We start from the raw sequence: 16,430 nt of genomic DNA, 5'->3' as shown, positions 1-16,430 counted from the left end.
AAGTTAAGGGATTATAAATAATTCAGAGACTCTATAAGTTAAGGGATTATAAATAATTCGGAAACTCTATAAGTTAAGGGATTATAAATAATTCAGAGACTCTATAAGTTAAGGGTTTATAAATAATTCAGAGACTCTATAAGTTAAGGGATTATAAATAGTTCAGAAACTCTATAAGTTAAGGGATTATAAATAATTCAGAGACTCTATAAGTTAAGGGATTATAAATAATTCGGAAACTCTATAAGTTAAGAGATTATGTTGGTTAAAACTACTATTACTAAAACTTTCAAAATATGATTACTACAAATTGGAGTCTCGGAACACTTGCTATATAATAATAAAAACTCTCACTTAAATACTAAACTTTATTCTTTCAACAAAATGTTCTATTCAAACTTAGAACGTAACTGTTCATTCAGTTACGTTCTTTTTATTAAGTATGAGAAATAAGTTATTCAAATAAAGATAAATTATACAAAAGCAAAAGACCAATAAATATTATTCTTTTACTAAATAAGAAAGGTTCATTTCTAAAATGAACCTTTCTTGTCTTTTATTATTTATCTATGTTCTAATTACAAATCTTCACAACTTAAATACTTTTTCCGAATTTTTATTGTTATACGGTAAAAATCTAGTTATTGTTAAATGAAAAATATAAACTATTTTGGGGGCTAACTGTGAAGTTAAGATGTAAATGATTTGGAAGAAGAGAGAATAATAGTGAATCCTGTTAGTTTTGAGAGGTTTGTGAATTACCTACCAATTAATCATAAAATTAGAATTTCATATATTCAACAATACATAATTTTTTAGAATAATTAAGGATTTTAAATATAAATTCCAATAAAGTTATAAGTGAAATAAGAACTCAGACGTATAAAATTATTCAAAAGAAAGAACTAGTGGTAAGTATAAAATAAAAACTTGAAAAGATGTATAGTTAAGAAATTTTCATAAGTATAAATATTTTAAATGTGTTGAAAGAGGGGTGTACCATGTTTGATTATAATAATTTAAGTCCAAACGAATTTGAAATTCTTTGTTCAGATATTTTGAGTAGAGAATTAGGTATAGAATTGAGACATTTTAGTCCAGGTAGAGACGGTGGAGTAGATTTAACTGAAAGTCCTACTAATAAAAATGTTGTAGTTCAAGTTAAACACTATCTTAAAAGTACATATAGCAGTTTAAAATCCTCATTAGAAAAAGAATTGATTAAGTTACAAGAGATGAATCCTAAACCTCAAAAATATTATGTCTGCACATCTAAAGAGCTTACTGCTGAAAATATTAAAGAGATATATAATATTTTTAAAAATTATATGGAAAGCGATAAGAATATTCTTACTAAAAATGAAATAGATAAACTTTTAAACAAAGATTGTAATCAAGATATTCTTAAAAAGAATTTTAAGCTTTGGTTAGTAGCCGATCAAATTTTAACCCAATTAATTAATCGAGACATATTTATAGACGGAGAAGTGCTATTAAATAACTTAGAAGTAGATTTTAAGTATTTTGTTCAAACAAGTCTTTTTAACCAATGTTTAGATATATTGGAGAAAAATAGAAAAATTTTAGTTTGTGGTGATCCCGGGGTAGGGAAATCTATAACATCTAAGATGCTAACCTTTTATTTCGTAAAAAAAGGATATCAAATTCGATATACTACTAATGGCTTAATAAGTGATTTGAAAAAAAGTATACAAGACAATAAAGATTTAAAAGAAGTAATCTTATTAGATGATTGTTTAGGTCAATATTATTTGAAATTGAGAGAGTGGCAAGATCAAGAATTAATTAGTTTGTTAAATTACATAAGTATAAGTGAAAATAAAGTATTAATACTAAATAGTAGGGTTACAGTTTTAAATGAAGCACAGAATAGTTCAGGAGTTTTACGTAGATACTTAGAAGATGAAAAAGTGAAAATAAAAACTATTAATATGAATGATATTAGTGAGAAAGAAAAAGCTTATATATTCTTTAATCATTTGATACGAAATGAATTGCCAAATGATTACTATGACATGATTCGAGCAAATAAAAATTATCTTTCTATTATTAAACATAAGAATTATAATCCTCGAATAATAGAGTATGTCACACATAAAAAGCGATATGAAAAGATAAATCCTTCTGAATATCACGATTTTATAATAGCTACTTTGAGTAATCCACAAGAGGTTTGGAGCGAAGAGTTTAGACACGGATTAGCGATGGAAGATCGGATTTTTATGCATACATTATTTTCTTTAACAGATACTTTTGTGGAAGTGAGTGTTTTAGAAGAATGTTTTTTTAAGAGGATTCAAAGTGAAGGTATGATAGATCCTACTAGAAATATCTTTGAAGAGTCTAAAAAGCGTTTAACGTCCTCAATGATTAGAATGGTGGAAAATGAGGGGAAGCTCCTTATTGGTGTAATAAATCCTTCTTTAAATGATTATATGCAAAACTCTCTAAATGTTAATAGAATCGAAAAAGAACATATATTAGATAATAGTCTCTATGTTGAGCAATTAGAAAGAATTTTAGGAGAAGCTTCGCAGGAGAGACTTTTAAGTGAATTGCAGACGGGAGAGTTTCTTAGTAGAAAGAGTATTGATAATAAAATTCCATTATATTGCTTGTATAATATTTGGAAGTTCGGCGAATTAAATAACCAATATGAGCATTTAATAGTTGAAGGAATACTTAAAATGCCTAGAGAAATAAAAATATTTGGTGACAATTTAAGTAAGGCAAATATTGTTTCTATTTTGCTATATACATCTAAATACAATACTTTTTATAAAATAAAAGAAAGATTCTCAGAATCTAAATTTAGAGAAAGTGTTTTATTAAACCTTAAAGCTGATGAAGCTGCTAATCTATTATGTATACTGAAACAACAAGAATTAAATGAAGTTTACTATGAAGAATGGGAAAATCAATTTATAGATATTTTAGAGAGTTTTATTAATGAGTTTGATTTGAATGATTTTTTAGAGTATGAGGACGTAGATGACTTAGAATTCTACTATGAAAATAAAAGTACAAAAAAATTAGAATATGAAAGAGAATTAAGTAGAATAAAATCAAATATAGAAGAAAAGTTAACAGATACGGCATTTGATTTAGTTGAAATAACAGAATTTATAGATGAAAATAATCCTGATGTACAAAATGTAATACTTCAGGGTGTATACGAAAAGTTAGAAGATGAGTTTGAAGAAACCGTAGAGTGGTATTTAGAGCCTCAATCTATGGGAGAATATCCAAATCGAGCTATAGTTAATACTCCAGCTCATATAGATGAATTAGATTTAATATTAGATAGACCACTTGAATAAGCTTTTAAAAGTATAGTAACTTTAATAATTTGCTTACGAAAATTTTGAAAATTCGGCTAAATTAATGAGTGATATGAGAAATTAATTTATTCCTTAAAATGAAACTAACGTGGGCGTTAGTTTCATTTTAAGGAAAGGAGTTTTTCTAATTACAATATATAGATTATGTTATTTGTACGATAAACGATATAAACATTAAATGTATATGAATACTTTTGTGTAAAATTAACATTATTTTATTTACATAAGTAATAGTTAACGTGTTTTATTAAAAATAACGTTAAATGTTACATACCTTGTAGAAAAACTTCTTATTTGTCGTCATATTAAGTAAATAGTACAACTTTAATTTTAATAACAAACTTTATATGTTTACTTCTTTAAATGATATAAAATTTATAATTAATTAGATTGATGATTAATTTGTTTAAATAATACTAAATATAAATTATTATGGAATTTATATTTAATTATTGTATTTTCAATAACATACTTAAAGGTAAGAAGATATAATAGAGAGTTATACGAAGTAGAGATATTCGCTTTTTAACACAATGAATGTCTAGACGAAACACAAATAGGCGACTTGTTCCTTCCATTGAGAAAGATCAAGTCACCTACACTTTTTTTCTTCCATAATTCGTAATCCTTTCAACATTTAAAATTTATTGACTTACATGTTCCTTTTCTAACTCATTTACTGCATTCTCCTGGCACTCATTGATAAATAAATAGGTAAGGTACGAATGTAAGTCAAAACGTTCTTCTTTAATAAATGTAGAGAAACCCTGTTGTTTGCTCAATCGTTTTACCCCCTTTGTTCATGCTCTTATTCTTAATTATTGCCTAACTAGCAATCTTTTATACATATAAATTAACAACTGATGTTTATATGATAAGCACTTTCTATTCTGTACTGGCTCCGCCTACGCCACATACGTTGATAGCCACGCGTGCTATACAACCTAAATATAGTATATATGATAGCGTTTACAAATTGTAGTTAAAAGACGGAATATTATGATTAATTAAGTGTTCTAGAGAAATTATGAAAAGATTTTATAAATAGCTAAGAAACCTTTTTGTTTCATGAAGGTTTTTTAGCTATTTTAAATGTGGAAAACGGAATAAATATATTACAGTATGTTAATTATGGATTAAAGATGTAAAATACATTTTCCCAATCCTATAACAATTCCATAGGAGAACATATATGGACAATTATAAAAATGATAATACGGCAAGACGCTATATAGCCCACGTTAGTATATTTGGAACCACTCAAATTCACTTAAGAAATCCTTACATCATAGCTTGGTGGTCAGCAGCTTTTCCCGGTTTTGGACATTTACTTTTATCCAAATATCTTAGAGGCTTTGTTTTATTTATTTGGGAGGTTGTTATTAACCTTCAGTCTAATATAAACGTGGCTATGATTCATTCCTTTCAAGGAGACATAGACATGGCCAAAGAGTCACTAAACACTAGATGGCTTCTCATTTATATTCCGGTTTATATCTTTGCCATATGGGATAGTTATCGAACGACAGTTGATTTAAATAAAATATATGTCCTAGCTGAAAGAGAAAATCACACCTTTAATTCCTTTAGTATAGGATCTATGGAGATTAACTACTTGGATAAAAGAAATCCTCTTATGTCTATCGTATGGTCTTTATTTATGCCAGGTTTAGGTCAGCTTTATATTCATCGAATAATCGTTGCTTTTTTTATCGTTACTTGGACGGTTGTTTTCTTTTACTATTCTCATCTTCTTGAAGCTATTTCTCTTCTCTTTTTAGGCGAAATCCGAAAGGCTACTAACGTATTAAATGCAGAATGGTTACTGTTTTTCCCTTCCCTTTATGGCTTCGCCACTTATGATGCTTATATCAATACCGTTGAAAATAATAAGCTTGCTGAAAAAGAACAGAAAACCTTTTTAGAGAAGAACTATCAACACCCAGATTTTTATATTGAAAAGGAAAAAAGGTAACAAGAGGGCCTGGTCTACAGGTCTCTTTTAATTTTATGTGAATGAAAGAATCGTAATTGGAGCATACTAACCAAGATGCCAAAAGGTGTCATTGGATAAAGTCACGTAAGAGCTAAAACCGCCTTAGAGAGAAGGGGGTTTTTGCTTTTTAACTGTAATAATGTATATTTCTTTAGTTACCATAAAACGTATTATCAGTAGTCAAACCTTTTTAAATAAGAGTATTTTATCTTATCCATTTTTCACGTGTGCTTCTTAGATAATTTCCTAAATATTCTCCAATAGATCCAATAAAAAATATAAGTATACATTGAACTAAAAGGCTTGAAGGAGAGACTAATTGAAAAATAAGGGCACTTACACCTCCCCATAAAATAAATAACAATAAATTCTTTGCTGTAACCCCCATAATGTACTTCTTTTAAAAGTTTTTTTAATTTATTAAACCACATAATTTATTTACTTGATATAACAGGAATTGTAAGGAATCTTTTGTGGTTTTAAGCTTAAGATATATATCCTTAGTTAACATAATCACTCTTCCTGTACACAGAATAAATAGAACCACTTGTGCCACGTGGGGTTTGTTGAGTTCTATATTTACGGAACATACAGCTTTTTATACAACCTTAATTTAACAAGGTTTCCCTTAGGGACGGAATTTAGAGAAGTATTTAAAAAGTGAACTTTCTGCACTTTTATTATTTTTTGAAAATTCAATAAAATACCACTGTATTCTAGATACATAATTCACGTATAATGAGAAAGCGAGAAGAAAGAAGGGATTGTATGTTAAAAAGTAAAATGAATCAGTTGTTTGCAGAACAAAAGAGTGTTCATATACTGTATTCTTATGACCAGCAAGAAACGTATATACAACAAGCTGTAAGTTATATTCAAGAGGGGATTCTTGCTGGAGATTGCATTCTTCTTATTGAAAATGACCGTTTTTATCCTTTTATTCATAACCATTTAAAAGCACTCTTAACAACAGATCAAATGAAAAAAATCCATCGTATAAACAACTTTGATTTCTATTATTCAAGTGGTAGTTATCATCCTCCTGCTATTCTTGCTTACTTTGAGAAGAGTGTACAGCTCTATCTAGAAAATAAACTTTCTTTTAGATCATGGGCACATGTAGAATGGAGTACGATGGAAGATCCCTTACATCTCATTGAAGATTTTGAAAGAATCGTGGATGATGCAGTAAATAAACTCTCCTTTCCGTTAATTTGTGCATACAAAGCAGAGAGGATGCCGGAGTATCTCCAAACTATTTTGATGGAAACACACCCTTATGTTCTTATGGAAGGTGATTTAATTACCTCTGAACAATATCGGCCCCTAACAGATGTAGAATAAAAATAAAAGCGCTTACGTAATTATACGAAGCGCTTTTTTATCGGTAAGGAAACGACTAGTTCCCTTTGTTTTTTTATATCTCTTCTGTTTAGCCGTCATAGCCTAAATGTTGATTCTAACTAGTCTTATTCATTTTAAAGATTTTCTATTTAAAGGATAAAAATTACTTTTTTACGGTGAATACATGATAAAATGGACTAGATGGTTCCATCTATAAAGCCATTACTTATTCGTAGCCAAGAAGAGCCCTTTCAGTCCTTAACTAATTAAGGGCTTTTCTTGTTTTCCATATGTAATTTCCTTATGTTAGATTGATCTTAATGCCACTAGAAGATGCTGACGGTCTTGACCTTACTTCTTTTGTTTGTTTTGAAAAACTCTTGTATTTCCACATCAATACATGAATGCTTGTCACTTATATGACCGAGAGTGTTTCGAGGACATTGCTGCTGGGAGTGAACAGCAAAGTTTTCTATTTCCCATCAATAGTAAAACCAAAATTGGCTTTACTATTGATGAAAAGGTTTATTGATAACAGTATTGACTTGTAAACATTTGAATATAAAATAAAAGGGACAATTGATTCGTTACTTTTTTTAAATAATGAGGATTTCTAACTAAACAATAAGTTAACCTAATAAGAACAAGCAGATTATCTAAAAAGGACTTAAGATGCAAGGTATCTATTCTATAAACTTAACTAATAAACGCACCTAAATAAGCTAATTTAGGCGTTATTGATTTTACTCGAGAAAAATACATTAAGTTAATTCATGAGTTGTTATGGATGGAAAAATCAGAAAAAAGAATAGGAGAATGGCGCATGGAGATACTTTCAGCTATTTTAGTTGGAATTGTAGCATTAGAACATTTATTCATTATGATTCTTGAAATGTTTTTTATTCGTTCGAAGGTAGCAAAACGAGCATTCCAGTTACCTAAGCACTTGGAAGGAGATCGGAATGTAGCTATTATGTTTGCAAATCAAGGATTATACAATGGATTTTTAGCCGCAGGACTCGTTTGGGGGCTCATACTTGGATTTAATTCAATTGGTTATATGATTCAGTTGTTTTTTATCATTTGTGTGGTGGTAGCAGCTATTTACGGTGGTTTTACATCTACCAAGTCAATTATTATAAAACAGGGACTTCCGGCTATTTTAGCACTGATTACGCTTTTGTTTGTCATATAGAATTCAAGTTTTTTTAAAAAGGTACTTCCTTCTCCAATGCCATTAGAACGAGGTACCCTTTTCTCATTTAACTACTAAAGAAACTCCCACTCTTTCTTTTCCTCTTATAATGATGATGTCCATAACTTCCGTGATGACCACCCCTTTTCCTTACAATCAAATTGTAACATGCCTTTAAAATGGAACTTAAATGTTTCTATAAATACCTAGTTTCCATAAAACATTCTATCGGTAGAAAGGCTATCTAAATATATATGTATTAGCCATCAATAATCTGTGATTCCTTAACATTTAAAATTTCAATACTGTTACAATAAAAGTCGATATCTTCATTTTCTACGTCTCTTACTTGAAACCTAATGTTTTCCCAACTTCTATCACTAATATCTATTATTTGTAGTATAGATAGCTGTATAGCTCCGCCATTGGCAAATAGTTTGAAATTTTCTACTCCATAAAAATTCATACTGACTTCATAAAAGTTATGATTCCCTTTAGGTTGTAAAAGAAAAATTACATGTAAATTAGTTTTGTTTTCTTCACCAAACAAAAAATTGTTGCTATATTCTATAAAATACCTTATTTCTGTGATGTATTTCATATCTAATAACGAAAATTCTGGTGAAAGATTATTTAACAAGTGAAAGTTCTTAATATTTAACACTTTAAGAGTCTCCTTTTCTCATTACCTTATAGTACTTCTTAAAGAATTTTATTATTGCTCTATTTGTCTTTATTATTTAAGTCGTGCCAATCCCAATATGAACTATACAGTTCATCATGTAAAAATTCTTCATCTTCATCGTCGTCTTGTTTTTCTTCTAACTTTAAACCAACCCATATATCTTCTTCGTTCTCTGATACAGGATCACTTACCCCATCTAGTAAACAAAAAGCACTATGAAAAGCACCCATAATATTATCTCTTACGATTTTTTCAATTGCACTAATACTTTCGTCAGTAAACTTTTGAGCATTTAAAGCACTTATTTCTTCTTCAGTTAAATCGAATTCCTCCCAGGATAATTGTTTATCTGGCTGTTTCAATTGTTCCCCTACTTCTGCATATTTCTTAATGATGCTATGTAGTTCTCTTAAAAATAACTGTTTAGAATCCATATTTAATTCTCCCATGTATGTTATAAGTTCTATTTATTATATCAGTTTCACTTTGATACTCAGTGTATAAATTATACAAATTCAGTTTACATAATACGGCTTCTAGGAGCTTATTCAAAGTGTTCAGGAGACCAAACAGCTATATCATCGCCTGGAACGGCAACTAAAAGCCACTCATTGTCGCTTCCTCCCCAATGATCACCTAGTTGCCAACATTCATAGTTCGTATCATGACCATTTACAAACAAAATGCTACCTGATTCAAATGAAATGATTAGATGGGGCGACCGATGACCTAAATGTACATCCACTATTTTTTGTCTCTTAACATCCCAAATATGTTTAAAGTGCTGTTCTTCAGTATGTGTGGGGACTTCTCTCTCCGAAGATGGATAGACAAGTGGGACCTCTTCATATACCGTCCACGCTGTTTCAATCGTTAAAATGAATGCATCATCTTCTTTTCGATCATACTGAGTAAAGATTAATGAAATGGCGGAAACCTCAGACGCAAACTTTATTCCATCCATTTGACTATCAACAAGTAAATGCCTTAACGCTTTCTCTGCGAATCTCCGATTCTCTATTTTCAAAGTCGTTTCTCCTTTAACGTTTTTTGTGCTTATTATCTCATGTATGGGTCGTACATTTATAGTTACCATAATGTATCTTATTGGTACCTATTAAATAAACGATTTAAGCTGTGTTTCTTTATCACATATTAAAGCTTCAAGGTTTAGAGACTTAATTGTATCCTCAATATTTGTATCTTTAGCTAAAAGCAATGTTATAAACGAATCATAGATCCCCATAAATGCAAAGTCCATATTTTCATCTGTGATAATTGACTCGTTAGGAGATAAGTTAGCTATTTCTAAAGATGACACATCATTGACTTTAAATGAACCGTTTGTGTCGTGAATAGGTTCAGAAAAATATAAAGTATTTGCCCCTTTTGAACAGAGGATCTCTACTAAACTATTTAGTATAAACAACGATGTACGATCTTCTTCTGGGTAATAAAAATCTGGATTAGACTTAACATAAGGAGCTAATTTTTTATATTCATCACTAGGCACACCAGTAAGGTGTTGCAACGCTTTGAATAGTTCCTTGTAGGATTTTAAATTACATTTGGCCATTACTTCTTTCCATAGTATTGGTTCTCCAAGTTTAAGCATTTCCTCATCACTAGGATATATATGCTGATAAGGATTTTCTCTCTTTGATTTATCCCAACCAAAGGGCATTTGAATAAAAGGGTGGAATAGAATAGCCGCAGAATTAAAGTTATTAGGTAATTGAGACAAAATAGGTACATCTCCATCGATCCATATATAATCTAACAAAACGAGACATCTCCTTTGAATATACTTAGTTACGTACATTTTATATACAGAGAACAGTAATTTCTAGTCAACATAATCACTCTTTCCGGAACACATCACAAAAAAGAACCCTTATGAGAGTAAGGGTTCGAAAGAGGTCTCAATTATGAGTTATGCAGCTTTTTATACATCCTTGATTTATTAGGCTTTTCATTAGGAGGACCAACTAAATCGATGAATAAAAAGCGCACCTTTTATTCATATGCTTCAGACCCAAAAATAGCATTTGATACCATAATATGCCACACTACAGGTCAGACTATTTTTACAAATTTCAACGTAGCAAAAGAGCAACCTCTCGTCCACTGCAGAGGTTGTTCTTTTATTTTGTTAACGCTCCATTATTTTTAAGTTTTTATTTATATTGTCTTGCTGAGAAGAATTGAACAATCGGAAAAATAACTAAGGACAGGCAAATAGCTGCAAACAAAGAGATATTACCGAAATCATTTCTTCTGACAAAAATAATACGATCTGCTACCCATAAAACAAAGAGAGATATTGTTAAGATATGATAACTTGTTTTAGCACTTATAGTAGCAACCTTCTTGCCCATTTCATCTTTTTGAACTTTTCTATCGAATCCCCAAGTAGCAAATTGAAATATGCTAGTTAAAACTACGACTATTCCTATAACACCAGTTACTCCTATACTATATCCATTCTTAAAATCTGTAATATACATAGTGATTAGAAAAAAAGCGAAGCTTAGCAAAACAACAATACCCAAAATATAATTTCTTTGTACATTCTTCATTACGAATTCCTCCCATTATGATATAAAAATAATTCGTTCACACTTACTTCTAAGTTTTCTGCTAGTTGAAATGCTAAAGCTAAACTTGGGTCATATTTGTTATTCTCGATAGCATTGATTGTTTGCCTGGATACTTCACAAGCTTTAGCTAAATCCTCTTGAGACAACTTATTAAATTTCCTAAGTTCTTTGATACGATTATTCATACTTATCAACCTACCCCTTAAATGTAAAAAACTTTTTACATTTATATTTTATGGTAATATTTTCTTTTTGTCAAATATCTTTTACAAAACATCTATTTTTTTCACATATAGCATACAAACTTAGTTAACATAATGTGCTTTATAGACAGTGAGAAAGAATTTATATTTTCGATTAAAAATGGAAAAGGGTTAGATTCCTCACTAAGAGTCTAACCCTTTTTATTATCATAAATCGTATAATAATATTTATCTTTTGTATAAGTTTACTTTACCTTTATATAAGTTTGTTGTATTATTTGTTTGTAGTCAAAAAAGGAAGGTGATTACATTGAAAGAAAAAAATGGTGACTACGTTGAAAATAAAGTGTATGAGTACCGAGTTTTAAAAAGAATGTCTCAAAAAGAATTGGCAGACGCTGTAGGAGTATCCAAACAAACCATATATGTGATGGAGAAAAATAATTATTCTCCTTCCCTCGTTTTAGCTTTTCGAATAGCTAATTTCTTCGACGTAGACGTTAACGATATTTTTAATTATGTGGGAGGACGTGACTGAGATGATAACTGACAAAATAGAAGATGCTATTTTTATCCCTTTAAAAACCTGGACAGAACAATCAAATAATAACTGGAATATGCTGATTGGTATTGGACTTTTATCGCTTATAATCGCAATAATCTTAGTATACGTATTTCAAAAAAAATTAGGAATGAGTGTGTCTGACGAAAGAACCAATCAAATAAATTTAAAAAGTGCCCTTATTATGTTGTGTGGAATTATTTTATGCGACCTCATTTTTCCAAAAGAGTATATGTGGCAAATTTTCTTCTTATTTAAATACTCCCTGGCATTCCTTGCTGCAGGTATATATCTTGCTGTTCGATATAAAAAGGATTTCTTAAGCTAAAGAATTTTGCACACTATATTCAGCATTAGTTAACATATTGTACGTTATAGAAATAAGTAAAAAGAAGAACCTGCTATACAATAATAGTAGGTTCTTCTTTTTATATTAGGCTTTTTTCAAAAAGTATATCTATTTACTATCTATAATTTTCTTATCTAAAAGCAATTAACTTGCAGTGCTTCTTAAAATCTTCTTTAATATTTTGTTTGAAATAAAGAAAACAAAATAAAAGAAAGCAATATTAAACAAGATACCTAATATATTAAAAGTTAGCCTTGGACCTTTATAATATCCCAACCATTGAGCAGGAAAACCGAAATAATGATATGGTCCTTCAATCCTAATACCAACGTTTGGAATAAAAGCAAAAATTATAGTTGCCATAATACTAAGAATCCAAAATAATTTTAAACTAATCTTCTTTTTCATACACAATTTCATACACCCTTTACTTCTCACCTTTATATTCCTTAAATATTAAAATAGCCAGTATGCCAATTACAATGGTCATTGTAAAATAAAGCCACCGCCAATTTAAAAACAAACTATTTATTAAGTTTATTAGTATCGCGACTACCAACATGGAATTTAACCATTGTCTATATTTACTATCTTTAGCAGGGTCGATCTTTCTAAAAAATAATCCCACACTTAGCCTCCTTTTTTCATTCCTCTATATGTAACTACCTAATTCACAATGTGAGGTGTTAGCAAATTATGGGCACATAAAAAGTAATGCAGCAAACCTAAAGTGTGATGCATTACTTTTTTTTATTCTCACTCTTTTCATAGTTATATAGCATTATCTTTATGATGATTAATATCAATAATGTACATAAGGTATAGTATCCTGGTCAAGTTTGTCCTTTCCAAACAAAATTGACAAAGGCACTAGACACTAGTAGCCCTGCTACAACCCAAGAGTAAGATCCTTTCAACTTTCTCATTTGAAATTCCCTCGCTACCTATATGTTTATTCCTTAATTATCCATCATAACATATGTTAAATAGTTATTCAGTTCCATTGGTTATATAATGTTATTTTATACCAATTTAATAAAAGGATAGGTTTTCTATAAGTCCGCAAAGGTATACATTTACGGACTATTGTTTTTTATAAGAAATCTATCATTTTAATCGTTCGTTTAAGTTTCAAAATAAATTACGAACGTATTCTAAAGTACAGGCACTTTTACGAACATTTTTAATGGATTAATCAGAACAGAAAGTACAAAATGAGTATGCAAATAGAAAATTTGAGATTTTGATACATAGGTGCGATCAGTTGATATCAAAATAAAGATTATCATCTACAATTAATGCAGCAAAAATATAAAAAGGTATTATTTTCAAAATATTAAAACAAGCTATTAAACATCTTGCTTTACCACTCCCATTATTCATTACTCCTAATCTACATTTAAATTTGTTAATCCCTTTCAGTACATTTACTTAAGATAATTTCTTCATATAACCGTTATTAACTTTTTCAAAAGGGAATGAATTAAAAAGAGTAGTTAGAAATGTAGTTATAGATGGTAGCAACAAAGTCTGTTTTCCCATATAAGCAATGATCTTTTTAATAGTATAGTTTAGTAGTATAATATACACAGGAAAAATATCACTTTTTTATAGAAGAAAATAGATGAGTGCAAAATACACGGGTGAAAAAGAAATATTATGATAATTTATTTTGGAGATGAAATAGTAATGCCCTTAAATAAATGGCAATATACAAACTTTAAAGGTGATATTGTATATCTGGAAGACTGGATGAAATTCAGTATTACATTAGCAAATTATGTAAAGCAAGCAAGCCATCTAATGAAATTATATATATCTGTACCATCTAATCTAATGTTTTCTTATTTTTTTGTAGTTGGAGCTATTGATTATGATTTTAGGAATCCTTCTAAAGAATCATTATTGGAAGAATATCTCAACTTGAAAAAAGGGCAAAGGATTCTCTATAAAATAGGAGAAGAATGGGTAGCCCACTCAGTTATAGAAGTGAGCAAAATTCCTAATACAGATATTAATGCCATAGTGGTAAAAGATCGCTCAAACTGCATTAACTATATACCAGAAACAAGATGGTTTGAGTATATAAGAATACATGACAATGAAATAACAAGAGTTAGAAATACCAGAAGAGTAAACAATGTGGAGAACATAACCGATAATCTCAAATTGAAAAGTTTATACTCAAAGGACAATCTCAATTTGTTAATGATGCAAAACACGCCAAAGACTTATCTATACGCTAATAAAAAGGAATGGATAGATAATCTCTCCGTTATTGAGCTTAAAGTTAACGGAGAACCTATAAAATTCGCGGAAATATTGTTTGATGGCACAGAAGGTACGTTTAAGAATTTTTCATTTATCCAGCAAAATCACTCATCAATCCTTCCAGATGAATCTACGGTAGTATTTGCCGGAAGTAGTAGATCACTCAGTAAGATGGATCAATTTAAGGAACAAAAGTGTGTCTTTATTATAGATCTGCATGAGAGGGATGAGAAGATTGAAGAGCTTCAATTGAAAATTGAGCAAGACTTTTTAATGGAGAGAGGACAATCTCTAAATAAAGACATTTTGGAATATATGAATAAAAACCAAATTAGAATCCCAAAAGGAGTGGAGATCTTTGCATGGTCATCGAAGATCTAATCTGGATCTAGCAAATAAATTATATTCTTCACCTATAAATATAGAGTTTGTGAAGATTGAAGAAAGTCATATAGGAAGTTTAATATACGCTTTGAAAGAGCTACAGAATGAAGTCAAAGCTTATTATGAACATGATCAAGTTCTGTTAGACGAAACCGAGACATTCGTCAGAGTATGTCGTAAAGTAGTTGGTACTCTATGTAACTATAGCGCTTACTTTAAGGAGAATAATGACTTAATCGTCAAGTACTTTACCTTAACAAAAAAGCAAGTGTATGCTGATTTATTCAAAAAGAGCATAGAACCTATTATAAATATAATAAAAATACTACGTAAGCAGGAAAATAACTCCTATGCTGATGCTTTATCGCAATTACTTATAGAGAAACAAATTTCTCCGAATAATACATATATCTTAACTAAGAAAAATTCCCCAAATGAATATATTGAAATTAATCATACCAATTATAAAGTAATGAGAGATAAAGAATTTGTTAGTTTAGGAATATTTGCAGATGTAGTTATATTTTTAGGTACCCCTAACTATTTTTCTAAAAAATTCTCTACAATATTTCATGGAAATAAAATTATATTTATAGGATATTCTTGCTTCGAAAACCGATTAGTAAAAAGCAAATCCTTTTTGAACTTAATTAATGATGACCATCTAATAAATACCATTTATGAAGATGTTACGTTTGAAAAGGGATTTTCAGGGCTGGATTTTAAAGAAACTTTTACGAAAGAAACAATAAAAAAGTCAGAAAAAACTTTAATTAGTTATTTTGAGAATTTTTCTCCTGAAGGCAATATAGAGGTAAAATTAGCTACTATTTCTCATAATGATTACATTTTCTTGCCAATTAGGCAAAAAGTAAATGTAGTTGATAGAGATTCTCTAAGAGTATTCCAAAAAGAAGTTGAGGATGTAGTTATTGAGGATTTATTAATATTCAGGGAACAGAACGCATCTAATTTAGTCCGTGAAGAAGCAGATAACATTATGGGTGCAAACGCAAATGAATATCGAGAGAGCTTAGAAAAATGGAAGAAACGGCTACGCTATCATGTAAGAAAAAAGGGAATTAAGGCAGTATCTAAGATATTAATAGACCGTTATAAACTTTCAGTTGCTAAAGAGAATAACATTAAAAATTGGATGAGCAATCAGTCTATTAAGCCTTCATGTCTAAGTGAATTGTTAAAAGCATTAAGGTTTGATCCTCAGGAGATAAAAGAAATATTAAATGCAGCTACTGAAATTCGAAGTGCACATATCTCAGCCGGTCATCACATATCTCGCACCTTGATGAATGAGTTAGATAAAGATCTGGAAAATATTATAAACGAAAACGGGTTTTATAGGTTTGAATCAAAAAAATTCGAAGAATCCTTTTTTAATATTGCTGAAATAGAAAAAATTTCTGATGAAACCTATTTTATTCCAGAAAATGAAACATTAAAAATTATTAAAGGTTGAGG

General features: G+C 29.6%; 16 protein-coding genes. 8 read left to right on the top strand and 8 right to left on the bottom strand.

Annotated features, from left to right (window positions below; all coding sequences use genetic code 11):
* Positions 1-1,001: 1,001 nt before the first annotated feature.
* Entirely contained in the window at positions 1,002-3,341 is a 2,340-nt protein-coding gene (locus AC3WJG_RS25015) for an nSTAND3 domain-containing NTPase (RefSeq protein WP_492588786.1), read from the top strand.
* Between the two features lie 665 nt (positions 3,342-4,006).
* Here the strand turns inward: AC3WJG_RS25015 and AC3WJG_RS25010 are convergent.
* The gene (locus AC3WJG_RS25010; protein WP_169305217.1) at positions 4,007-4,144 is read right to left on the bottom strand and encodes a hypothetical protein; all 138 of its coding nucleotides are present in this window, start codon (positions 4,142-4,144) and stop codon (positions 4,007-4,009) included.
* A 410-nt stretch (positions 4,145-4,554) separates the two neighbouring features.
* Between AC3WJG_RS25010 and AC3WJG_RS25005 the strand changes: the two genes are divergently transcribed.
* The 3 genes from AC3WJG_RS25005 (at position 4,555) to AC3WJG_RS24995 (ending at position 7,897) form a co-directional block, all read left to right on the top strand.
* Entirely contained in the window at positions 4,555-5,337 is a 783-nt protein-coding gene (locus tag AC3WJG_RS25005) for a hypothetical protein (RefSeq protein WP_028408084.1), read from the top strand.
* A gap of 789 nt (positions 5,338-6,126) precedes the next feature.
* The gene (locus AC3WJG_RS25000; protein WP_028408083.1) at positions 6,127-6,702 is read left to right on the top strand and encodes an MEDS domain-containing protein; all 576 of its coding nucleotides are present in this window, start codon (positions 6,127-6,129) and stop codon (positions 6,700-6,702) included.
* 823 nt (positions 6,703-7,525) lie between these two features.
* On the top strand, positions 7,526-7,897 hold the full coding sequence (locus AC3WJG_RS24995; protein WP_492588785.1) for a DUF1304 domain-containing protein: 372 nt from the start codon (positions 7,526-7,528) through the stop codon (positions 7,895-7,897).
* Positions 7,898-8,156: 259 nt separating this feature from the next.
* Here the strand turns inward: AC3WJG_RS24995 and AC3WJG_RS24990 are convergent, their stop codons facing one another.
* The 6 genes from AC3WJG_RS24990 to AC3WJG_RS24965 form a co-directional block, all read right to left on the bottom strand.
* On the bottom strand, positions 8,157-8,561 hold the full coding sequence (locus AC3WJG_RS24990; RefSeq protein ID WP_221840308.1) for a hypothetical protein: 405 nt from the start codon (positions 8,559-8,561) through the stop codon (positions 8,157-8,159).
* Between the two features lie 59 nt (positions 8,562-8,620).
* On the bottom strand, positions 8,621-9,016 hold the full coding sequence (locus tag AC3WJG_RS24985; protein ID WP_098332336.1) for a hypothetical protein: 396 nt from the start codon (positions 9,014-9,016) through the stop codon (positions 8,621-8,623).
* Positions 9,017-9,126: 110 nt separating this feature from the next.
* Positions 9,127-9,609: a hypothetical protein gene (locus tag AC3WJG_RS24980; RefSeq protein ID WP_221840306.1), complete on the bottom strand. Its 483-nt coding sequence runs from the start codon at positions 9,607-9,609 to the stop codon at positions 9,127-9,129.
* A 90-nt stretch (positions 9,610-9,699) separates the two neighbouring features.
* Positions 9,700-10,365 (bottom strand): DUF2711 family protein, encoded by a 666-nt coding sequence (locus tag AC3WJG_RS24975; RefSeq protein ID WP_492588784.1) that lies wholly within the window; start codon positions 10,363-10,365, stop codon positions 9,700-9,702.
* 394 nt (positions 10,366-10,759) lie between these two features.
* Positions 10,760-11,161: a hypothetical protein gene (locus AC3WJG_RS24970; RefSeq protein WP_025753491.1), complete on the bottom strand. Its 402-nt coding sequence runs from the start codon at positions 11,159-11,161 to the stop codon at positions 10,760-10,762.
* Positions 11,161-11,367 carry a helix-turn-helix transcriptional regulator gene (locus AC3WJG_RS24965; protein WP_492588783.1) on the bottom strand — a complete coding sequence of 69 codons (207 nt, stop codon included), beginning with the start codon at positions 11,365-11,367 and terminating at the stop codon, positions 11,161-11,163. The genes AC3WJG_RS24970 and AC3WJG_RS24965 overlap by 1 nt, the downstream gene beginning before the upstream one ends.
* Positions 11,368-11,695: 328 nt before the next feature.
* Here AC3WJG_RS24965 and AC3WJG_RS24960 point away from each other — a divergent pair, with 328 nt between their 5' ends.
* Both AC3WJG_RS24960 and AC3WJG_RS24955 read left to right on the top strand, forming a co-directional pair.
* Entirely contained in the window at positions 11,696-11,923 is a 228-nt protein-coding gene (locus tag AC3WJG_RS24960) for a helix-turn-helix transcriptional regulator (protein WP_060746761.1), read from the top strand.
* 1 nt (position 11,924) lies between these two features.
* The gene (locus AC3WJG_RS24955) at positions 11,925-12,275 is read left to right on the top strand and encodes a DUF2178 domain-containing protein (RefSeq protein ID WP_492588782.1); all 351 of its coding nucleotides are present in this window, start codon (positions 11,925-11,927) and stop codon (positions 12,273-12,275) included.
* Positions 12,276-12,440: 165 nt separating this feature from the next.
* Here AC3WJG_RS24955 and AC3WJG_RS24950 read toward each other — a convergent pair whose 3' ends face one another.
* Entirely contained in the window at positions 12,441-12,704 is a 264-nt protein-coding gene (locus tag AC3WJG_RS24950) for a hypothetical protein (RefSeq protein WP_142382964.1), read from the bottom strand.
* 1,251 nt (positions 12,705-13,955) lie between these two features.
* On the opposite strand from AC3WJG_RS24950, the gene AC3WJG_RS24945 reads away from it, so the two are divergent.
* Together AC3WJG_RS24945 and AC3WJG_RS24940 are read left to right on the top strand one after the other, a co-directional pair.
* A complete protein-coding gene (locus AC3WJG_RS24945) occupies positions 13,956-14,948 on the top strand; it encodes a hypothetical protein (RefSeq protein ID WP_492588781.1) in 993 nt (330 codons plus the stop codon).
* A complete protein-coding gene (locus AC3WJG_RS24940; RefSeq protein WP_492588780.1) occupies positions 14,926-16,428 on the top strand; it encodes a DISARM anti-phage system protein DrmE domain-containing protein in 1,503 nt (500 codons plus the stop codon). Before AC3WJG_RS24945 ends, AC3WJG_RS24940 begins: the two co-directional genes overlap by 23 nt.
* The last annotated feature ends 2 nt before the right edge of the window (positions 16,429-16,430 follow it).

The sequence above is a fragment of the Priestia sp. FW507-14D1A genome (assembly GCF_058781295.1).
Note: the sequence above shows the minus strand (reverse complement) of the source record. Positions and strands in the feature narration are given on the sequence as shown.